This window comes from Chryseobacterium turcicum (assembly GCF_021010565.1).
GTDB lineage: Bacteria > Bacteroidota > Bacteroidia > Flavobacteriales > Weeksellaceae > Chryseobacterium > Chryseobacterium turcicum.
In genome coordinates, this window is record NZ_JAJNAY010000001.1 from 3,054,984 (window position 1) to 3,075,201 (window position 20,218).

A 20,218-nucleotide genomic window follows, 5' to 3' on the forward strand; every position below is an offset into this window, starting at 1 on the left:
GTCATACTCTAAAAAAATCTTAAATTGCAAGTCTATTTTTATCCTTGAAAAATTTTGCTTTTTAAACAAAATACTATGAAAAAAACAGCTTTTCTTTTTCTATTGATTTCGGCATTTACTTTTGCTCAGAAATCTATTTTAGCACAAAAGGTCGATTCAATCATAAAAGATAAAAAAGCCGTTGTTGGCGTTTCTGTTTTAGGTTTTGAAGATGGTTTTAAATACAATAAAAATGCAGAAACAAAGTTGCCCATGCTTAGTGTATTTAAGTTTCATATTGCAGCTACCGTACTCGATTTGGTAGATAAAGGAAAGTTTTCATTAGACCAGAAAATTTTAATTAAAAAAAGTGATTTGCTTGAAAATACTTGGTCGCCTATTCGAGAAAAATATCCTGAAGGAAATATAGAGCTTCCTTTAAGCGAAATTATCAATTATACCGTTGCGTGGAGTGATAATAATGGTTGTGATATCTTATTGAGACTTATCGGAGGTCCCCAAGTCGTTCAAAAATTTATGGATTCTAAAGGGGTGAAAAACTTCCAAATCAAACATAATGAAGAGCAGATGCACAAAGGATCCAAATATTTGTATGAAAATTATACGACAACCAATTCTTTGAGCCAGCTTTACAAAAAATTCTACGATGGTAAAATTTTGTCTGAGAAATCAACAAAGTTTTTATACGAAATCATGCTGAACACCTCTACTGGCGGAAATAAACTGAAAGAACAATTGCCCAAACAATCTATTGCCCACAAAACCGGTTCTTCAGGTAAAGATGGGGATTTAACAATTGCAGAAAATGATTCAGGAATCGTTACGCTACCAAATGGCAAGCATTATGCAATAGTAGTATTTATTAGCGATTCTACAGAGACAGACATAGTAAATTGCAAGATGATTTCAGACATTTCAAAGGCGGTTTGGGATTATTTTAATAAGTAAAATTTAAAGCTTAATTTTAAAACCATTAAAATGAAAAAATTATTTTTAACAATAGCAGTATTCAGTTGCGTATTTTTCTTTGCTCAAAAAAGTCAAAATTACGTTGAAATAAGCTACAACAGCATTTGTTGCGGTACGCCTTCAAGCACTCCGGTGATGAATTATATTAACAGTTTTCAAGGTAAAAAAAATACTCTTGAAATATACCGACAGTCTCGCTTAGGGAGAGAGGGTGAATATAAACTGTTTATCGGAATTGATGCGCTGTCAAAAAGCAAAAAAGCAAAATTTATAAAAGGTCTTGAAGCGGCGATAAATTCTCAGAACAAATCTAGAAATGAAAGCAGTGATGGAATTGTAAATTTCGACAGCCAAAAAATAGTTTCAAAAGAAAAACTAAGTACATTAAATAATCTAACTATATATAAAAAAGAAAATTTAAAATGATTAAAAACATTGTCGTTATCGGAGCGGGAACCATGGGAAATGGTATTGCACATACATTCGCACAAAGCGGTTTTAGTGTAAATTTAGTAGACGTTTCTCAGGAAGCTTTAGATAAAGGATTGAAAACCATTACTACAAACCTTGACAGAATCATTGCAAAAGGTAACCTTACAGAAGAGCAAAAAGCAGAAACTTTAGGAAACATCAAGACGTTTACTCAATTAAAAGATGCGGTAACCAACGCAGATTTGGTAGTAGAAGCGGCGACAGAAAATCAAGATTTAAAATTAAAGATTTTTGCTCAGATGGATGAGTTTGCTCCAGAAAACTGTATTTTATCTACAAACACTTCATCTATATCTATTACTAAAATTGCTGCTGCGACCAAAAGAGCAGATAAAGTAATCGGAATGCATTTTATGAACCCAGTTCCAATCATGAAATTGGTAGAAATCATCAAAGGCTACTCTACTTCAAAAGAAACTTTCGACTCTATTTACGAAATGAGCAAAACCTTAGGAAAAGTTCCGGTAGAAGTAAATGATTATCCTGGTTTTGTGGCGAACAGAATTTTGATGCCGATGATTAATGAATCAATTGAAACTTTGTACAACGGTGTTGCAGGGGTTGAAGAAATTGATACGGTAATGAAATTGGGAATGGCTCATCCAATGGGACCACTTCAACTGGCAGACTTTATCGGTCTTGATGTTTGTCTAGCTATTTTAAATGTAATGTATGACGGTTTCAAAAATCCTAAATACGCACCAAATCCATTATTAGTAAATATGGTAATGGCTGGAAAACTAGGTGTAAAATCAGGAGAAGGTTTCTATGACTATTCTGAAAGCAGAAAAGCAGAGAAAGTAGCCAAAATGTTTGCAAAATAAATTTCTTAATTATGAGTTACGAGTTATAAATTATAAATTTGAAGGCAAAAGCTGTAATCTATAATTTAACAACTGCTATCTTGATAAAATTAAAAGAAAAAAACATTCAGATATCAATGGTCATCATTACTTTAGTGATGACCATTTTGCGTTTTCTACTCAATGAAAAAGGAAGAGTAACGCCCGACGGAATCAGGTTTATGAGGTCCGCGCATGTTTTTCCGGATATTGATAATACGATTACACCATTCGGGTATATTTTGAGTATAAAGTTTTTCACACTATTTGGTCTCGACGAATTTTGGTCGAGTAAATTAGTGGGTATCTTTTCTTTTCTAAGTATCATTTTTATTGCAAAAAAAGCGAATTTTTATTTCCGGGAGGCAGTGCTTACTTGCTCTTTGTTTGGATTCGTAAGTATTTTTGCTGCTACTTTCAGCGAAACTTTAACGTTGTTGTCTGTTTTTATTCTGATATTCGTTTCCGAACAGGTTTTAAAAAGTAAATGGAACTCAAAAAAAGAAATCATTTATCTATCATTAAGTCTGATTTTGATATTCAATATTCGGTACAGCGCACTTTTTATAATTGGAGGAACAGGACTATTAGGATTGTTATCTTTAAGAAAAAAGTATGGAAAGTCATTTTTATTGGCAGCGGTCATAGCCGGAATGTATATTATCTGTTATAAACTTTTGTTCATCGATATATTTAATAAAAATTATGTCAATGAGTCTTTAGAAATGGGCTTAAAACCTACAATCCAATTGCTTACAGAGTTTTATCAAGGACTTACAACAAGCTTCAATCCGTTTGTACATATTGCAAATCCGGGTGGCGGAATCATTAATTGGGGAATTTATGGAATCGGTTTTTTAAACATTTTACTCCTCATATTTTTCCTTTTTCGCAAAAAACTGTCAGATATTGAAAAGTATATGCTCTTTATTGGTGTTTCAGGCATTATTTGCTCTTTTTTAATTCAATATTTTTATTCAGCAGATGCATTAGGATATCGATTATTAGCTCCTTTTACATTTCCAATCTGGCTTATTTATTTTAAAAGATTATTTGAAAATTTTGGATTAAAGGTTTACTTAATAGGCGTTATGAGTCTTTGTACAGGTTTTGCGTTTACGATTCTTTCTAAAGGAAATTATCTTGAAAATAGAAAACAAATTTCCACTTATTTAAAAAAGGAAAAACTAGACAAAGTACCTTTAATATTTTATATAAATGATATGGATGACCTAGAAAAAGTACAAATCTCTGAGCTCATAGGTACGGTAAATTCTAATATTTATATCACTAGCCAACCAAAAGATACCCTAAAAAAGACAACGTTAACACCTTATAAAGTTTTACAAAAAATTAAAATCGACAAGAACAAATACCAATAATTTTATTATCTTTGATTCAAAGTTAAAACATTAAAAAAAATGAAATTACCAAAGTTTTTATTAGCAGACAATTCGGAATTTCCTGAAGATTTATTCGTAGTACATACAGAATATCCAAGATTCATCTTAAACGTTGAAGAGGAAGAAGTAGAATGGCTTGATGATTTGGAGGGTGACGATGAAGAAACTATGGCAGACGAAGCGACTAAAGTAGTTGAAGCAGCGTTCAAATGGTGTGACGAAGAGTTGGCTAAGTACGACGAAGAAGAGGAAGAATAAGAAAATCTCACTTATAAAAAAAGGAACTCAATTTTGAGTTCCTTTTTTATTTTATTCAGATTTGTTGAATTTTAATAACAACAAATTATCCTGATACAATTCTAAAGTATTTCCAGAAACCACATATTTATTGGCTTTCTGAAGCATATCTAGAAAGTTTTGCTCTACACTCATATTGTCACAAGCCATTTTAGTAGACCCCATTTGCGAAGCTTCAAACTTTCCTGATGCCGTTTCCATGGTTATCCCACCAAAATATTTGTTGCATCCAGAGTTTCCATTGATTTTTGAGCCTTCTACATTCAAAGTAGGAACCTGCCCTTTTACATTATCAGCTAACACCCATTTTGTATTGGCGATTGAAGGTTGTGCTTTACCAACTTTTGATGAAGATGCGTCTTTCATTGTTCCGCAAGATGCTAAAACAGCAAATGTGCATATACTTAAAAAAAGATTTTTCATTTTACTTTTTGATTTAATTCAAATTTACGGAAATTATTATTAGTTTATTTCTAAAATAGAGATTTATGTTGAATGTATTCTGAAGTTATTTAATTTTAATAAAATGTTTTTTAAGATTTTCAGCCTCCTCATCCTTCTGAAAATTCATCCCAACAAGATTGGAATGTCCCATTTTATATTCTTTATTAGTCAATAAAAAAACTTTTTTTCTTAAACTCTGATCTAAGGTACTCATTCCTACACCCTTCCGTCTTTTGTCGATATCTTTCACCAAAGCATTTCCTTTTTCGCCTCTTTTTTCAGGAAAAAACCATTCATGCACGTAGCAACAATCTGCTTTTTCAAGCATTTTTGTTAAGTTATCGTTCGGTCTTTTAGGGTCGCCTTCATTTTTTAAAAACTGTATAATATCGAAGTGTTTTGTTACATAACTACTTGTTCCATTATTTAAATCTAAAAGAAAAGCCGCATTTTCAGGAGTAATTTTCCCTTTGTTTAAAGCCTTTAGTATTTCATCCGAAAAATTGACAATTTGCGGGTGGTAAATATTTGTTGCTATCTGATGCAAAATAATATAATAAAAATTTTGAGAAAAAACTAAGTCTGCGGAACTTAAACCTAAATCATATTCATTAGGAAATCCTTGCTTCTGAATCAAACTTAAAAGTTTTGTACTTGCAATACTATCATACTTTATAATTTCTTTTTGATATTTCGGGTAATCTCCACCGGAAAGTTTTCTGTAATACTGATCAATACTAAATAGAGAATCCAATTCTTTTCGGTAATTATCATCAAACTTAAGATTACATTTCAGTTTCTTATATTTTTCACTGTTTGGAAAGTAAGATGAAAGAAAATTTTCTTCAAATTTATAATTCATACAGCTTAAAGACTGATACTGTTTAAAAGCATTTTCACACTCTTTCTTGTTTAGCAGAACTTTCATGTGATTATACAAATCATTTGCATGAGGTTTTTCAAAAATATTAAAGGCTTTCTGATAATAAAGATCTGCACTGTCTAATTCATTGGTCACAATTTTATCCTCTGCCGAATTTATGGCTTCATAATAACTGATTAATTTTTTATTGGTAAGTGTACCACTTTGAGAATGGAAAGAAGTGAAGACGAGTAAAAAAATAAGAATTATAAATGATTTCATATTAAATTAGGTATGGTTTTAAAACAAAAAAAACGGACAAATGTCCGTTTCAAATATATGATAAAAATATGTTTTTTTTACGATCTCAATTCTGCATTAAATTCCTTCTGGAAAGATTTAATTAGAGAATCCATTACGTGAGAAATTTCTTTTTCTTCTAAAGTTTTTTCTTCGTTCAGCAATTCAAAGCTCATTGCGTAAGATTTTTTGCCTTCCGGAAGGTTTTTCCCTTCATAAACATCAAAAAGATTAATGTTTTTAATGAATGGAGATTTATTCTTTTTAGCCGTCTGATACAATTCCTGATAAGAAATATTCTTATCAATCAATAAAGCTAAATCTCTTCTTATTTTATTGAACTTAGGAATATCTTTAAACTTCAACTCATTTTTAGAACGCAATTCCTGAGCAAATTCAAGCTCAATTTCTGCGTAGAAACAATCTTGGTCTATATCAAAATCCTTCAGCATTTGAGGTGCTACTTTTCCGATTCTCACCAAAGTTCTCTCCTCAGATTTGTATTCAATCGCATCAGAGAATCTTTCATCATCCAAAGCAATTTCTTTATAATCAATCGCTAATTTCTCCAACAAAACTTTCACATATGCTTTCAGGTTGTAGAAATCTGTTGCAGATTTTGGCTGTAACCAGTTCTCAGCATCATTTCTTCCTGAAACCAAAATAGACATTTGTTTTCTTTCTTCGTATTTTTCTCTTTTATGATAGATTTTCCCGAATTCGAAAAACTTAATATCCTGATTTTTTCTGTTGATATTGTACACTGCATTCTGTAAAAGCCCTTCTAATAAAGACTTTCTCATAAATGCTAAATCACCACTTAAAGGATTCAATAATTTTACAGCATCAGTTTCGTCTTTTACAGAAGTTAATGAATTATTCATTACTTCATTGAAACCTAAGCTCTGTAAAGTTCTTGCCCAAGAGTTTTCTAACTCATCCTGGTCATTTGCACTTAATTTTACAGGCGTAAAAGATATTTTCTGTGGTGCATCGATTTTATTGTATCCGTAGATTCTTAAAATCTCTTCAATAACGTCAATTTCTCTTGTTACATCAGCTCTGTATGCAGGAACAGAGATTTCAAAACCATTTTGGATATCATTTAAAACCTGAATTTCCAGTGCTTTTAAAATTTCTTTTACTTTTTCTCTGTGAATTTTTGTTCCTAAAATCTGTTCGATTTTTGAAAATCTGATGATAATATAGCTATCTTCAATTTTCTTTGGATACTCCTCCAACAAATCTCCTACCAACTTTCCTTCAGCCAATTCTTCAATCAGTTTTATAGCTTGAGTAATTGCTGTTCTTGTAATATTCGGGTCAACCCCTCTTTCAAATCTGAAAGAAGCGTCAGTATTTAAGCCATGAAATTTCGCTCCTTTTCTTACCGCAACCGGATTGAAATAAGCACTTTCCAAGAAAATAGTTTTTGTTTCGTTTGAAACTCCAGAATTAGCACCACCGAAAACTCCGGCAATACACATCGGATTATCTTGTCCGTCTTTAATGATAATTTCAGAACCGTTCAACGTTCTTTCCACACCATCCAAAGTAGTGAATTTTGTTCCTTCTGCAACCGTTCCTACTTTTACTTTTTTATCTGCAATTTTATCTGCATCAAAAGCATGAAGAGGCTGACCAAAACCGTGAAGAACATAATTGGTAATATCTACAACATTATTGATTGGGCTTAAACCGATGGCTTTTAATCTGTCTTTCAACCAAGCTGGAGAATCTGCAACTTTTACGTTTTCGATTACTGCTCCAATGTATCTTGGCGTCAATTCTGTATCTTCAACTTCAAGTGTAAAACTATGTGAACCTTCATTGTTTAAAGCTACAGAAGATACTTTTTCAAACTCAGATTTTTGCTGATTAGTAGAAAGAAATGCGTGCAAATCTCTTGCAACTCCGTAATGCGACATTGCATCGGTTCTATTTGGCGTTAAACCAATTTCAAGAACTTCGTCATTTGTTAATTCAAAATATTCTGCAAAGTTTTTTCCCACTTCGTATTTGGTTTCGTCTAAAACCATAATCCCGCCATGGTCATCGCTCAAACCTAATTCGTCTTCTGCACAAATCATTCCCTGAGAAACCTCACCTCTTATTTTTGCTTCTTTAATTTCGAAAAAACTTCCGTCTTTAGCATAAATCTTAGTTCCTACTACTGCAACAGGCACAGTTTGTCCTTCTGCAACATTCGGAGCACCACAAACGATATTTAAAACCTTTCCGTTTCCTACATCTACCGTTGTTTTGTTTAATTTATCAGCATTAGGATGTTTCTCACAAGTCAAAACTTTTCCTACAACAATGCCTTCAAGACTTCCCTTTACACTTTCAAACTTTTCGATACCTTCTACTTCAAGACCAATATCGGTAAGAAATTCACCGATTCTTTCGGTTTTAAGTTCTGTTTTGATGTAGTCTTTCAGCCAGTTGCTTGATATTTTCATATGCAGATTTCTATTTTTTTATGGTCATATGGAATCGCGTCATTTTCATCAAGGTTTTTCCTTTCCCAATTTTTGGCGATTTCATTAGTAGAATTTTAAATATTTAATCTTCAAAGTATGCTTTCATTATTTTTTACGAGTAAAAAACACCTCTGAATTTTGCGTCTACAAATGTCGTGTTTTTTTAAGAAATGACGAAATTACTAAGGGTTAAAAAAATCATATTAAAGCTTATTTATAACTTAAAAACATAATAATTAATGATTAATATTTGTAGTAAGTAGAGAAAAGATAATAGACAAAAGATAAAAGACTTATAACCTGACTTTTATTATCATAAAAAAATAGCATTAATTATTTTGCAGAACTGAATAGATTTTATCTAAAATAGGTTTATCAAAATTAAATTGTGCGCAATTTAATTTAACTATATCTTTGTCTTATAATTTAAAACAAAAAAAATGTCATTAATAGAAAATTTAAACTGGAGACACGCAGTAAAAGCTTACAATCCGGAAAAAAAAGTTTCACAGGAAGATTTAAATAAAATTTTAGAAGCGGCAAGATTAGCTCCTACTTCTTCAGGGTTACAGCCTTTTAGAATTGTAGTGGTAGAAAATCAAGATTTGAAAAACAAAATGGTACCAGGAGCGCTAAATCCGGAAGTGATGAGAGATTCTTCTCATGTATTGGTTTTTGCAGCTTGGGATGAATATTCGAACGAAAAAATCGACAAAGTATATGACCACCATACTGATGTAAGAGATTTACCAAGAGGTCGTTTTGGCAGCTACACCGATAAAATTAAAGAAATATATGGTGCTCAAACTCCCGAAGAGCATTTTGCACATACAGCAAGACAAACTTATATTGCTTTAGGATTAGCCATGGCGCAAGCTGCAGAACTGAAAATAGATTCTACCCCTGCAGAAGGTTTTAGTAATGAAGTGGTTGATGAAGTTTTAGGTCTTAAAGAATTAGGTTTAAAAAGTGTAAGCTTGCTATATCTTGGTTACAGAGACGATGCCAATGACTGGATGGCTTCTATGAAAAAGGTAAGAATTCCTATGGAGGAATTTATTATTAAAAAATAACAATTCATCAACTTCAATTTCTCGCTTATGGAAAATTCCGAATCTTTAAAATTAGAAAATCAAATTTGCTTTCCGTTATATGTGATTGCAAAAGAGATTACCGGGCTTTATCGTCCGTTTCTTGATGAGTTGGATATTACTTATCCGCAATATCTAGTGATGATGGTTCTTTGGGAAAATGACGGACTTCCCGTAAATAATATTGGCGAAAAACTCTATTTAGACAGTGGTACTTTAACACCGCTTTTAAAAAGACTGGAAGCAAAAGGATTAATTGTAAGAAAACGTAAGAAAGAAGATGAAAGAGTTGTTCAGGTTTTTATTTCAGAAGCTGGAATAGCCCTTCAGCAAAAAGCTTGTGAAATACCTTCTAAGATGTATCAAAAAGTAGGAGTTTCTAAAGAAGAATGGGCAGAACTCAGCAACAGCGTAAAAAAAATCTTAAACAAAATAGACAATAAATGAAAACATTATACACCACAAAAGTTACCGCAAAAGGCGGAAGAAACGGACACGTAAAAAGCGAAAACGGAATTATTGACCTTGAAGTAAGAATGCCAAAAGCTTTAGGCGGTGCCAATGACGACTTCACAAATCCTGAAATGCTTTTTGCAGCCGGATATTCTGCTTGTTTTGACAGCGCACTAAATTTAGTGATTGGCAAATCAAAAATAAAAACTGGTGAAACCACAGTAACAGCCGATGTAAGCATTGGGCAAATAGAAAATGGAGGATTCGGTTTAGCGGTAGAGTTAGAAGTAAATATTCCTGAAGTTTCTCTGGAAGAAGCTCAAGAATTGACCGATAAAGCGCATCAAATTTGTCCTTATTCTAATGCCACAAGAAATAATATTGAGGTAAAACTTACGGTGACTAATAACTAAGTGTTTTTCTTTTAAATTAATATAAATCTGTTTTTTAGGAAGCAGATTTTTTTTGTATTTTGTTTGAAATTTATTTATAATTTTCACATAATATAAAATGACAAAAAATGAATTTCTATTGCTATTAAGAAAATCTTCAATGTATTCATTTGATTTTGCAAAAAGATATGTAACAGATGAACTTCCCAATGATTTCAGGTATTCTATTTGCTTAAATGTTTCTTATGATGAACCAAATCTCACACAATTTGACTTATATCCAAAAGATGATAATAAGAAATTCAAATTAATTGATGAAAATGAAGTTGTAGAACTACTATGTAGAAAAGATAAAGTTCCTGTTTGGATTGACATTTCTGTTGAATCGGTATATAAGGATAAAACAATTTTAAGCCTTTATTGTGCCGGTCGTTATTCGGATAATGAAAACGAATTTTATTACATTAAACAAGGTACAGGACCATTTGGTATTAAAGGTCCTATTTTTCCTATCGGTTATAAAGAAGGACAAAAATTTAAATTAAAAAATAATTATAGAAAATCATTCTTGACTCTTTTAAAATACTGGCTTCAATAAAAATTTTAATTTATAACGAAACCTTGTCAAGGTTAATAAACATGCGAATTATTAACCTTGACAAGGTTAGATTCATTGATAAATCTGTTTTTTAGAAAGCAGATTTTTTGTGGATTTATTTTATATTTGAGACGATATAAAACGCTTTCTTCTTTCTAATTATTTCAACCATATTTTGTGAAAAATCTTCTTATTTTAATTATTACGACATGCACTTGGATTAGCTTTTATTCTCAAAATACATACGCTTTTTTTGGTTCGTTCAATTGGGATAAAAATACAGAAGGAATCTCTGTTTACCAGTTAGATACCGAGACAGGAAAATTATCAAAAGTTACTTCTTACAAAGGTATTATAAACCCGTCTTTTCTTACCTTATCGTCCGACGGAAAATATGTTTTTGCCTGTACAGAAAGTAAAACAAAAAACGGAGGAAGTGTAAGTAGTTTTAAATTTAATCTTGAAAACAAATCGCTTACCTATATCAACAGCCAAAAAAGTGGTGGTGAAAACCCTGTTTATCTTACAGCACATAAAAATGGCAAATGGCTTATTAATGGAAATTATACAGAAGGAAGCGTTTCTGTTTTTCCTGTTTCTGAAGATGGAAAAATTGAGCCTTTTGTTCAAAATTTTCAGTTTTTAGAAGGAAGTATTGATTTCAACAGACAGGAAAGAGCTCACATTCATTCCACTGTTTTTTCTCCTGATTTTGATTATATTTTTATGCCAGATTTAGGAGCTGATAAAATCAGAATTTATCAATTTAATAATGAAAAAACACAGCCTTTACAAAATGTAGAAACTCCGTTTATTACAACTATTTTAGCAAGCGGTCCCAGACATTTCACTTTTCACCCAAACGGAAAATATGCTTACTGTATTGAAGAAATGGGTGGAGCTATAAGTGCATATTCTTACGAAAATGGAATCCTTAATAATCTCCAGCGAATTAGTACTCATCCTGAAAAATATAAAGATAACTTTGAAAGTTCTGATGTTCACATTTCACCTGACGGAAAATTTTTGTATGCTTCTAACCGTGGAAAGGAAAATAATATTGCCATATTTTCAATTCAAAATGATGGAAAACTAAAAGCTGTAGGTTATCAGTCAACAAAAGGTAAACATCCAAGAGTATTTGGTATTGACCCAAGCGGTAAATTCTTAATTGCAACCAATACAGGAACTAGTAATGTGGTTGTATTTAAAAGAAATACAGAAACAGGATTATTAAAAAAAGTTGGTAAGAAAATTAAGATAAAAAATGTTTCCAGCGTGCAAATAAGAAAATACTAATTCATCTTACAAAAGAATAAATTTCATTATTTTTGGCTTAAAACTTCCTCAAAAATTTAAATTAAAAAATAATTATAGAAAATCATTCTTGACTCTTTTGAAATACTGGCTTCAATAAAAATTTTAATATATAACGAAACCTTGTCAAGGTTAATAATTCGCATGTTTATTAACCTTGACAAGGTTGGATTCATTGATGAACATAAATTTCAAAAAAACATCAACCTAAATTAAATTTATTACCCAATTCACTCAAAAAAACTTTATATATTTAAAATTATTATGAAAGCAAATAAAGGGGATATTAAAGATGATTCTAACTTCAAAATTTTGTTTGAGAACAAAGTAACGATAGTTGGCCATATTTATGAAATAGCATATTACCATAATAAATTAACAAAAGAAGAGCTTCCCATTTTTGAATTTGAAAATGATCCTACTTGTGCCATCATCGGACAAAATAATGATTGGTGCTTACTAGGTGGTGATGTTTTAATTTTAAAAACTTGGAATGACAATGCCTTGAAGTTTATTAATAACCTAGAACAAATTTTTGATTTAAAATGTATTGATGCATATACTGCTCAAATTTTAACAGATCCTTGGTCAGAAAATTCTGCAATTTGGCAAATTTCAATTGACTTAAATAATATTACACAACCATTAATTTTGTCGAAAATAAGAGATTGCAAAGAATATTTTAACAAACCATACTCAGAAAATATAGAATGGTAAAACATAGTCTTGTGTATAGTGGTTTTATAATTATCTCCCTACAGAATCACTTTTCTTAAAAGCATCCACTTTCAAATACTCGTCATTCTCTTCTTTTTTCTTTTTATCTGAAATTAAAATTCCGAAAAGGTGATCGATCTCGTGTTGGAAAATCACTGCTGTAAAACCTTCTACCATTTCTGAGAATTTCTGGCCTTTCAAATCAACATATTCCAATTGAATGACTTTGCTTCTATAAAATTGATCATGAAAATCAGGAATCGACAAATCTCCTTCCGGACCGAGGTTTTGTAATTCTGACCTCCATGTAATCACGGGATTGATAAAGTATTCTAACGGTTCACCCTGTTTATCAAAACGCTGTACCCAAATTATTTTGCGGTTGATTCCTACTTGCGGAGCGGCAATTCCTACTCCACCGTCAGTTGAAAGAAGTGATTTTTCCATTCTTTTAACCAAAGTTGCCGTGTTTTTGTCAAGCGGATCTATTTCGGTAGAAAGACTAAGCAAAGTAGTATGTTGATGAGAATCGGTGGTCTGATAAATTGGCAATGCTGAATTAATATCGCCTTGATTAATCAAAGAAATTTCAGATTTTGAAAGTTTCTGAGCATTAATAAAACCGATGAAAAGGATGAAGAGTAAAGAGATTTTTTTCATTTTCAAAAGAATGTTAAGCAAAGATAAAGCATGTTTTTTTAAACACAAAGTTTGTCATCCTGAAAGGATCTAAACTTTTATTTAAATATTTAGATTCCTACCGGAATGACAAACTATGCATATATTTTTAATCTCACGCAGATTATAGAGATTTCGCTGATTTTTCATATGCTTGATTTGCTAAATCTGCGTGAGATTAAAACTTGACTCTTTTACCTTTTTACTTGGCTCTTTAAACTTAATAAGTCTTGGTCATATCCGCCGGAATAATCAGATTAAAATCTGTCGGGATATATTCTTTTTCAGGAACTTTTAATTCGTCATCTTCAGATTCGAAAACAGAAATAACTGCCATTTTCAAATTCGGGTTTTTCTGTTTGATGTACCAATAAATTCCACCAAATTCTTTACTGTGAAAGTTTCCGTTGTAATGAATAAATGTTTTTCCCGGTTGCAGATTATTTAGTATAGATTCAGCCATTGTTGCATCTTTCGTTGCCTGCGCAGAGATAAAATTCATCAGCTTTGTTCCTTCCGCATGATCACCCATCATTTTTTTCATTTCAGGATAACCAGGGGTGTCTAAAGTTACATTAATCGGTAACTGAGCGATGTAAGACTTTTCTTTTTCACTTAGCTTATTTAATGATTCCAAACCTTCTTTTGCCGTCTGAGAAGCATATCTTCTTGGAATATTAGTTGCAATAAAATTCAGATTTTTATCTTTTGCAAAATCGACCAAAGGTTTGTAATCTGTGGTATAATTGTTCCACAAACGAACAGAATCTTTCAAACTTTTAGCTTCAATTTTACCTGCAAGATATTTATTAAGCTGTGGCTGATTATCTCTTTCAAACATTTCAGCTCCCAAAGTAATCTGTTTATCTTTCTTTTCATATAATGCTTCCGTTATTTTCAGCTGCAACCAATGTACAATCGAATTATTATGCAATTCACCAAAGAAAACGACATCATAATCTGCAAGTTGCTTCATCATTTTTTCGGGCTTGATGGCTTTACCTTTTTGGTTATAGAATTGATAAGGCTTAAAATTCTGAGCTTTAAAAACAGAAAAGCCTAACACTAATAGGACTATAAAAATATTTTTCATTGTATATTTTTTGATTTTTTAAACACGAATGTCACTAATCTTCTTTACAAATATCATCAATTTGTTTTAACAAGAAAAGTTTTAACACAGAAGCCACATGAGACTTTAGATTATTTTTGAAAATATTTTAGACCATATGAGAGAAAATCAAAGATTTTCATACTTATGTGATCTAAAATATGCTCATTTTTTTAAAACTAAAAAAACTATTGTGACTGATGTGTTAAAATTAAAAAGACCGTTTTGAATCTTAAAACAAAACGGTCTTCATCCAATCATCTAATTATTTATTTTTCAAGATCTGCTACCAAATCTTTCCATTCTTGTAATTCTGGAATTCCTGGTTTTCTTTTTCCGAAAAACTGTACGATAAATTCACCTTCATTGTTGAAGACTTCGATTGCAGTTACTTCACCATCTTCCGTTGGTTTTTTCACGATCCATGCTTCAGCGATTTTAGTTACATCCAAATGTAAATTGAAATCAGGGTCCATAACGTTGAACCACTGTTGGTGCCACATTGTTTTTTTAACTTCTCCAGTGTGGATTTGTATAATCCCTCTGTTTCCTACAAAAACCATAATCGGAAGTCTCTTTTCAGAAGCGTCTTCCAAAACGTTTACTACTTTTGAAGAATCAATTTTTTTAGCATACCCTTCTGGAGCCAATCTCAAAGCCTGAGTTCTAGAAACACCGAATTTTCTGGTCATCATAAAGAAATCGTGCGTATCTTTTAATTCAGTCCAAGCTTTTTTGAAACCTTCAGCATCAATTTCTGAATCTGCTTTTTCAGGAGCTTTTGGCGCTACAGCTTCAAATTCAAAAGTTTCATTTTGATTTTCAGCTTTAAACTGAGCAACAATCGGTTCGAAAGCTTCTACATTGCTGTCTTTCGTTAAATATATTTTGTGAAGTGCTAAACCGTCTTTTCCAAAGAATTGAAGACTTCTTTTATCGCCTTCCACAACTGCAAAAACAAATTTCCAGTGATTTTGGAAAATTCTTAAATCGATATCTTCACCTACAAAAAGTTGTGCATGTGGGCTGCTGAAATCACCATTAAGGTAAGTTCCTTTTCTTTCGTGTACACATTCGTCATTTCTTGTTAGAGCCATTACTTTTCCTAATTTTTCAACTTCTGTTAAGATGTTGGCAAATTCAGGTTTAAGCACAGTAACTTCTTCTCCTACGTTAGTTAATAATAATTCTGCTTCGCTTACATTTAGTTCTGCAGCTGCATTTCTTATTCTCATGTGTGGGTTTTCTGCTTTCAGAGCTTCCCATCTTACTTTCAAATCGTTAACTATTGTATTCATTTTATTTATTTTTTTATGGTTAAAACTGTATATAATCTTGTGACGGTTTCGTTGCCTGCTTTACTTTGTACTTGCTCTTCTTTTTCAGAAATTTTCATTCTTTTAAAATGACTTTTAGAAACTGTTTCCTCCATTTCATCTGAATTATACAATGTAAAATCGAATTGCGTGAAAGGCAAAGTTTCCATGAAATTTCTTTGGCCGAACGTCAAAACAAACGTTCCATTAGTTTTTAAAACCCTATAAATTTCATTTAAATATTCAACAGGATTTTCCCAGAAATAAACGGTATTTACTGTAAATATTTTATCAAAAACTTTATCTTCAAAAGGAAGTTTTTTTCCTTCGTACAAAATAAATTCAGCCTGAGATTTGAAATTTTGGTTTAATCTTTTGGCTTCATTATGCATTGTTTCAGAAATATCGATTCCTGTATATTTTATGTTTTGAGCTAAGTGTAAAAGACTTTTGACGTGTGCTGCATTCCCGTGACCAATTTCAAGAATATTTTCATCATCTTCTATTAAAAGCGTTTTAATGCTTTCCAGCGTCATTCCGATATTGGTGGCGTTCATCATTTCGCCTATTTGAATCCCTTTTTCACCTTGCGGGTTAGCAAGATTTTGCGCTAATATTTTTAAATCTTTTTGTTCCATTTATCCAAAAATAATCATTGGGTTTTTAGTAATCGGATGGTCACAAATGGTACACGGAAAATTGTACGCCGCAGTGATATTTTCAGCGGTAAATACCTGTTCTGGAGTTCCATAGGCAGAAACCTGTCCCGATTTCATTAATAAAATTTTATCAGCATACTGGGCAGCAAGATTTAAATCGTGCAGTACAACTACTGCAGAATTTTCATGCTTTGTGAAATTTTTGATGATTTCTAAAGCTTTATACTGATGTTTTATGTCTAAATTATTCAGCGGTTCATCCAGAAAAACCAATTTTTGAGTGATTTCATTATCTAATTGAGCCAAAACTCTAGACAAATGCACACGCTGTTTTTCTCCACCCGACAAAGTATTGTACTCTCTGTCTTTCAAATGATAAACATCGGTTTGGTACATCATATTATTCATCGCTTCGAGGTCTTCCTTTCTTGGCTGAGAATCGAAATACGGGTAACGCCCCATCATCACAACATCTTTCACTTCTAAAGGAATGTCGTTTGAATTGTGTTGAGAAAACTTTGCTTTATGTTTTGAAAGTTCAGCAACTTTCCAATCTCTGATATTTTTATCTTTAAATAAAATATTATGATTGGTTTTCACTTCATTTGCTAAAACGCTCAATAGACTTGATTTTCCGGCTCCATTTGGACCAACAATTGCTAAAAATTCACCAAAGCCTAAAGAAACATCCACATCATTCAGAATATGAAATTCTTTATGTTTATAACTGATTTGTTGAGCTTCTATCATTACACTGACTTTTTAAATTTCAACAAAATAGCAATAAAAATGGGTGCTCCCATCATTGCCGTTAAAATTCCGATGGGTAATTCTGACGGCTCTACTACACTTCTGCTTACCGTATCTGCTGTCAGTAATAAAACACTTCCTAAAATGGCCGATAGTGGCAAAATAAAATTGTAGTTGGATTTAAATAAAAGCCTTAAAATATAAGGTACAATCAACCCTACAAAACCAATCGTTCCGGAAAATGCCACGCAACTTCCCACCATTAATGAAACGATGATAACGATTTGTTTTTTTAATTTTTCAACATTAATTCCTAAATGCTGTGCATCTCTTTCGCCTAACATCATCGCATTTAAAGCCTTTCCTTTCGGTAAAAGGATGAAGTAAGAAACCGTTAAGATTACTGCCAAAATAATATTCTTAGTCCATGTTGCAGCTGCTAAGCTTCCCATATTCCAGAACGTTAAATCTCTCAGTTGCTCATCTTTTGAAATATAAATCAAAAAACCTGTAATCGAAAAACCGATAGCAGAAATAGCAACGCCCGTTAAAAGCATCATCACCACATTGGTTTTTCCACCGCTTGTAGAAATCTTGTACACCAACAACATCGCAAGAAGTGAACCGGTAAAAGCTGCAATTCCGACGAGCGAAAATTGTACTACTTCAGGAAGATATTCTCTAAAATGCCCTCCTAAAACAATTGTTATTGCTGCCATTAATGTAGCTCCTGCAGTCAATCCTATTAAATCTCCTGTTGCCAAAGGATTTCTGAATAATCCCTGCAAACTGGTTCCTGAAACCGAAAGCATGCTTCCGATAATAATTGCCATCACGATTCTTGACGCTCTTACCTCCCAAACAATATATTTATCACTTAAAGATAAGTCGGAATCTCCTCTAATTACTTTCCATAAAACTTCAAACGCAGATTTATCACCGAAATCATAAACCCCTGTATTAAGAGACCATACTGCTAAAAAAAGAAGCAGTACGGTACTTAACATTATATAAAAGTATAATTTACTTTGTGCTTTCAACTAAAAGTTTATTTAATGAAACTGCAGCCTCGCCTAGTCTAGGCCCGAAACCTGAAACTAAACCACCATCCATTGCGATAATTTTTTTGTTTTTACCGGCATTGGTTTGAGAAACACCCGGCATTTTTAAAGCACCTTCGTTTCCACCTGAACTCTGTAATCCGCTTGAGAAGAAGAATAATACATCAGGGTTTGCTTTTACCACCGCTTCCGGAGTTAAAGGTTTGAAATCTTCGAAATCATTTACGGCGTTTTCGCCTCCTGCAAGGTTAATCAAAGCAGCCATTGGTGTATTTTTCCCTGCAACCATCATCATATTTCCTCTAGCATAGATGAATAATACTTTGGGCTTTTTAGCAATCGGCTGAATTTGTTTTAAATCAGCATCGATTTTATCGTTTAATTTCTGATAATCTGTATTTCCGATAGCTTTTGCAACATCAGCAATTAATTTTTTGGTTCCTTCTACCGTATATTCTTGCTTAAAAGTTTCAGTTTTAATTCCTGACGCTTTTATTTTCTCCATTAATTCTGGATTGATATCTTTATCTGACCCTAAAATCAATGTTGGAGAAACTGCCATGATAGGTTCAATAGTAATCGACCTTACATGACCAAGATTTTCAGCAGTTGTTTTTAAAGATTCAGGATAAGTGCTTGTAACATCAGTTGCTACAATTTCTTTTTCGTGACCTAAAGCGGCAACAATCTCAGTAATTCCACCGTTTAAAGTTACAATTTTATTGTTTGATTTTGGAGTTTCAGAAGAAACTTCAGTTTTATTTTCTGTAGGTTTTTGCACTTCTTTTTGGCAAGAATACACTGCCATAAGAACAGAAGCTGCAAGGATGAATTTTTTCATTTTATACTGATTATTATTTGATTTTAATATAATGGTTTATATTCAAAAGAAGCAAATCCCCTTTCTCCAGCTTGACCATACTCATCGGTTTTGTCTTTTGTAAGTCTTGTGAATCTTAGTTTAAAATAATTTCCATCTGGGTCTTTGAGTATATAGAAACGGTCTCCATACACCTCAAGACCATTCGTTCCAACAGGATTTCTCCAATTTGCTCCGATAACTCTGTGATCATTATAGATAAATTTCGATTCAACAATATCTGAAACTTTAAAATTAGTGTATGCTTCAACTCCTGAAGCCGGTGAAGGAATTACCACCTCATATACTCCTGCTCCACCTATATTATTATTATTTACAAAATCTGCATAAATGTAGCTTCCTGATCCTGAAATTGTATTAGTAAAAACAGTAAAACAAAGATCCCATTTTTTCTTTTCAGGTTGAATAAGAACTTCCTTCTTGTCTATTACACTTATAAAATTGTAATTGTAAGCAACATTTTTAGTAACTGTGGTTTCGTAATAATTCTTTCCATCTATATCTGCAGATTTTATGGTGTACCCATTTCCGGCTCTCATAATCTGAACTTTTTTCCAACCTCTTTCATCTCCTCCAGTAGCTACAGAACCAAGAGCAACAGCTCCACTATAGTTTTTTTTACCCATATTTACTAAGTAAATACCATTTTCTGCAGAATTGGCTTTAATTTCTGAAATTGCAGTATAACCTGAAGGAAAATTACCTTTTACATCATCTATATAGATTTCATTAGCTGCATTAAAATTAGCTACCAATACTTGTGTCTGTAAAACGGCCACAGTAGATTGGGTAACTTGTGTTAAGTCTGTAACATTAGGAATTTTAGCTGCTGCCATCATAATTGACGAATTTAAAACCACTTTAAACTCATTCCCAGAATAAAAAGCAAAATCCCAATCTGTTCTTTTTGTTAAAGTTTTGGTCTCAGTACCTAAATCAATCCAAAGCTGATTTGGTTGTGTAGGACCTCCCACATAAGCCTCAACAACATTCCCATCTGTTTTTGGAACCGCAACAGGATCTTCGTTATCATTCAAACATGACTGCGATATAAAAGAAACTCCTATTAATAACCCAAATAGTATTTTTTTCATTTTAATTTA

General features: G+C 32.2%; 22 protein-coding genes. 11 read left to right on the forward strand and 11 right to left on the reverse strand.

All coding sequences use genetic code 11. The features are described from left to right. The first annotated feature begins 75 nt into the window (after window positions 1-75). From bla-A to LO744_RS13910, 5 genes are read left to right on the forward strand one after another with little or no spacing between them, the layout of a single operon-like run. On the forward strand, window positions 76-948 hold the full coding sequence (bla-A, locus tag LO744_RS13890; RefSeq protein ID WP_230670189.1) for a CGA/CIA family class A beta-lactamase: 873 nt from the start codon (window positions 76-78) through the stop codon (window positions 946-948). Window positions 949-978: 30 nt separating this feature from the next. Continuing rightward, a complete protein-coding gene (locus LO744_RS13895; protein ID WP_230670191.1) occupies window positions 979-1,395 on the forward strand; it encodes a hypothetical protein in 417 nt (138 codons plus the stop codon). Next, the gene (locus LO744_RS13900) at window positions 1,395-2,285 is read left to right on the forward strand and encodes a 3-hydroxybutyryl-CoA dehydrogenase (RefSeq protein ID WP_230670592.1); all 891 of its coding nucleotides are present in this window, start codon (window positions 1,395-1,397) and stop codon (window positions 2,283-2,285) included. The genes LO744_RS13895 and LO744_RS13900 overlap by 1 nt, the downstream gene beginning before the upstream one ends. A gap of 38 nt (window positions 2,286-2,323) precedes the next feature. Continuing rightward, the gene (locus tag LO744_RS13905) at window positions 2,324-3,685 is read left to right on the forward strand and encodes a hypothetical protein (protein WP_230670193.1); all 1,362 of its coding nucleotides are present in this window, start codon (window positions 2,324-2,326) and stop codon (window positions 3,683-3,685) included. A 39-nt stretch (window positions 3,686-3,724) separates the two neighbouring features. After that, the gene (locus LO744_RS13910) at window positions 3,725-3,964 is read left to right on the forward strand and encodes a hypothetical protein (RefSeq protein WP_007845674.1); all 240 of its coding nucleotides are present in this window, start codon (window positions 3,725-3,727) and stop codon (window positions 3,962-3,964) included. A gap of 51 nt (window positions 3,965-4,015) precedes the next feature. On the opposite strand, the gene LO744_RS13915 is transcribed toward LO744_RS13910, so the two are convergent. The 3 genes from LO744_RS13915 to pheT all read right to left on the reverse strand — a co-directional run bounded on the left by LO744_RS13915 (window position 4,016) and on the right by pheT (window position 8,071). Next, on the reverse strand, window positions 4,016-4,426 hold the full coding sequence (locus LO744_RS13915) for an META domain-containing protein (RefSeq protein WP_230670194.1): 411 nt from the start codon (window positions 4,424-4,426) through the stop codon (window positions 4,016-4,018). Between the two features lie 85 nt (window positions 4,427-4,511). After that, the gene (locus LO744_RS13920) at window positions 4,512-5,591 is read right to left on the reverse strand and encodes a hypothetical protein (RefSeq protein ID WP_230670195.1); all 1,080 of its coding nucleotides are present in this window, start codon (window positions 5,589-5,591) and stop codon (window positions 4,512-4,514) included. Window positions 5,592-5,668: 77 nt separating this feature from the next. Further along, window positions 5,669-8,071 carry a phenylalanine--tRNA ligase subunit beta gene (gene pheT / locus LO744_RS13925; protein WP_230670196.1) on the reverse strand — a complete coding sequence of 801 codons (2,403 nt, stop codon included), beginning with the start codon at window positions 8,069-8,071 and terminating at the stop codon, window positions 5,669-5,671. A 461-nt stretch (window positions 8,072-8,532) separates the two neighbouring features. Between pheT and LO744_RS13930 the strand changes: the two genes are divergently transcribed. The 6 genes from LO744_RS13930 (at window position 8,533) to LO744_RS13955 (ending at window position 12,660) form a co-directional block, all read left to right on the forward strand. Continuing rightward, a complete protein-coding gene (locus tag LO744_RS13930; RefSeq protein ID WP_230670197.1) occupies window positions 8,533-9,165 on the forward strand; it encodes an NAD(P)H-dependent oxidoreductase in 633 nt (210 codons plus the stop codon). Between the two features lie 27 nt (window positions 9,166-9,192). Next, window positions 9,193-9,630, forward strand: a complete 438-nt coding sequence (locus tag LO744_RS13935; RefSeq protein WP_230670198.1) for a MarR family winged helix-turn-helix transcriptional regulator — start codon at window positions 9,193-9,195, stop codon at window positions 9,628-9,630. Then, on the forward strand, window positions 9,627-10,049 hold the full coding sequence (locus LO744_RS13940; protein ID WP_230670199.1) for an organic hydroperoxide resistance protein: 423 nt from the start codon (window positions 9,627-9,629) through the stop codon (window positions 10,047-10,049). Before LO744_RS13935 ends, LO744_RS13940 begins: the two co-directional genes overlap by 4 nt. Window positions 10,050-10,146: 97 nt before the next feature. Continuing rightward, window positions 10,147-10,626 (forward strand): hypothetical protein, encoded by a 480-nt coding sequence (locus LO744_RS13945; protein ID WP_230670200.1) that lies wholly within the window; start codon window positions 10,147-10,149, stop codon window positions 10,624-10,626. Between the two features lie 177 nt (window positions 10,627-10,803). After that, window positions 10,804-11,925 (forward strand): lactonase family protein, encoded by a 1,122-nt coding sequence (locus LO744_RS13950; protein ID WP_230670201.1) that lies wholly within the window; start codon window positions 10,804-10,806, stop codon window positions 11,923-11,925. A 282-nt stretch (window positions 11,926-12,207) separates the two neighbouring features. Next, window positions 12,208-12,660 carry a hypothetical protein gene (locus LO744_RS13955; RefSeq protein WP_230670202.1) on the forward strand — a complete coding sequence of 151 codons (453 nt, stop codon included), beginning with the start codon at window positions 12,208-12,210 and terminating at the stop codon, window positions 12,658-12,660. Window positions 12,661-12,690: 30 nt separating this feature from the next. On the opposite strand, the gene LO744_RS13960 is transcribed toward LO744_RS13955, so the two are convergent. From LO744_RS13960 to LO744_RS13995, 8 genes are all read right to left on the reverse strand, one after another. Beyond that, window positions 12,691-13,320, reverse strand: a complete 630-nt coding sequence (locus tag LO744_RS13960) for a peptide deformylase (protein ID WP_230670203.1) — start codon at window positions 13,318-13,320, stop codon at window positions 12,691-12,693. Between the two features lie 238 nt (window positions 13,321-13,558). Next, window positions 13,559-14,431 carry a ChaN family lipoprotein gene (locus LO744_RS13965; protein WP_230670204.1) on the reverse strand — a complete coding sequence of 291 codons (873 nt, stop codon included), beginning with the start codon at window positions 14,429-14,431 and terminating at the stop codon, window positions 13,559-13,561. Between the two features lie 287 nt (window positions 14,432-14,718). Continuing rightward, window positions 14,719-15,747, reverse strand: a complete 1,029-nt coding sequence (locus LO744_RS13970) for a hemin-degrading factor (protein ID WP_230670205.1) — start codon at window positions 15,745-15,747, stop codon at window positions 14,719-14,721. 5 nt (window positions 15,748-15,752) lie between these two features. Continuing rightward, window positions 15,753-16,403 carry a class I SAM-dependent methyltransferase gene (locus LO744_RS13975; protein ID WP_230670206.1) on the reverse strand — a complete coding sequence of 217 codons (651 nt, stop codon included), beginning with the start codon at window positions 16,401-16,403 and terminating at the stop codon, window positions 15,753-15,755. After that, complete coding sequence (locus LO744_RS13980) at window positions 16,404-17,174, reverse strand: heme ABC transporter ATP-binding protein (RefSeq protein WP_230670207.1); 771 nt, start codon at window positions 17,172-17,174, stop codon at window positions 16,404-16,406. Beyond that, window positions 17,174-18,214, reverse strand: a complete 1,041-nt coding sequence (locus LO744_RS13985) for a FecCD family ABC transporter permease (protein WP_230670208.1) — start codon at window positions 18,212-18,214, stop codon at window positions 17,174-17,176. Before LO744_RS13985 ends, LO744_RS13980 begins: the two co-directional genes overlap by 1 nt. After that, window positions 18,198-19,076 (reverse strand): heme/hemin ABC transporter substrate-binding protein, encoded by an 879-nt coding sequence (locus LO744_RS13990; RefSeq protein ID WP_230670209.1) that lies wholly within the window; start codon window positions 19,074-19,076, stop codon window positions 18,198-18,200. The genes LO744_RS13985 and LO744_RS13990 overlap by 17 nt, the downstream gene beginning before the upstream one ends. A gap of 23 nt (window positions 19,077-19,099) precedes the next feature. Beyond that, window positions 19,100-20,209, reverse strand: coding sequence for an HmuY family protein (locus tag LO744_RS13995; protein ID WP_230670210.1), 1,110 nt, complete (start codon window positions 20,207-20,209; stop codon window positions 19,100-19,102). Window positions 20,210-20,218: the final 9 nt, after the last annotated feature.

Coding starts and splice junctions, on each gene's coding strand:
- bla-A (WP_230670189.1), top strand. CDS start 76: ATGAAAAAAACAGCTTTTCTTTTTCTATTGATTTCGGCATTTACTTTT.
- LO744_RS13895 (WP_230670191.1), top strand. CDS start 979: ATGAAAAAATTATTTTTAACAATAGCAGTATTCAGTTGCGTATTTTTC.
- LO744_RS13910 (WP_007845674.1), top strand. CDS start 3,725: ATGAAATTACCAAAGTTTTTATTAGCAGACAATTCGGAATTTCCTGAA.
- LO744_RS13915 (WP_230670194.1), bottom strand. CDS start 4,426: ATGAAAAATCTTTTTTTAAGTATATGCACATTTGCTGTTTTAGCATCT.
- LO744_RS13920 (WP_230670195.1), bottom strand. CDS start 5,591: ATGAAATCATTTATAATTCTTATTTTTTTACTCGTCTTCACTTCTTTC.
- pheT (WP_230670196.1), bottom strand. CDS start 8,071: ATGAAAATATCAAGCAACTGGCTGAAAGACTACATCAAAACAGAACTT.
- LO744_RS13930 (WP_230670197.1), top strand. CDS start 8,533: ATGTCATTAATAGAAAATTTAAACTGGAGACACGCAGTAAAAGCTTAC.
- LO744_RS13935 (WP_230670198.1), top strand. CDS start 9,193: ATGGAAAATTCCGAATCTTTAAAATTAGAAAATCAAATTTGCTTTCCG.
- LO744_RS13940 (WP_230670199.1), top strand. CDS start 9,627: ATGAAAACATTATACACCACAAAAGTTACCGCAAAAGGCGGAAGAAAC.
- LO744_RS13945 (WP_230670200.1), top strand. CDS start 10,147: ATGACAAAAAATGAATTTCTATTGCTATTAAGAAAATCTTCAATGTAT.
- LO744_RS13955 (WP_230670202.1), top strand. CDS start 12,208: ATGAAAGCAAATAAAGGGGATATTAAAGATGATTCTAACTTCAAAATT.
- LO744_RS13960 (WP_230670203.1), bottom strand. CDS start 13,320: ATGAAAAAAATCTCTTTACTCTTCATCCTTTTCATCGGTTTTATTAAT.
- LO744_RS13965 (WP_230670204.1), bottom strand. CDS start 14,431: ATGAAAAATATTTTTATAGTCCTATTAGTGTTAGGCTTTTCTGTTTTT.
- LO744_RS13970 (WP_230670205.1), bottom strand. CDS start 15,747: ATGAATACAATAGTTAACGATTTGAAAGTAAGATGGGAAGCTCTGAAA.
- LO744_RS13975 (WP_230670206.1), bottom strand. CDS start 16,403: ATGGAACAAAAAGATTTAAAAATATTAGCGCAAAATCTTGCTAACCCG.
- LO744_RS13980 (WP_230670207.1), bottom strand. CDS start 17,174: ATGATAGAAGCTCAACAAATCAGTTATAAACATAAAGAATTTCATATT.
- LO744_RS13990 (WP_230670209.1), bottom strand. CDS start 19,076: ATGAAAAAATTCATCCTTGCAGCTTCTGTTCTTATGGCAGTGTATTCT.
- LO744_RS13995 (WP_230670210.1), bottom strand. CDS start 20,209: ATGAAAAAAATACTATTTGGGTTATTAATAGGAGTTTCTTTTATATCG.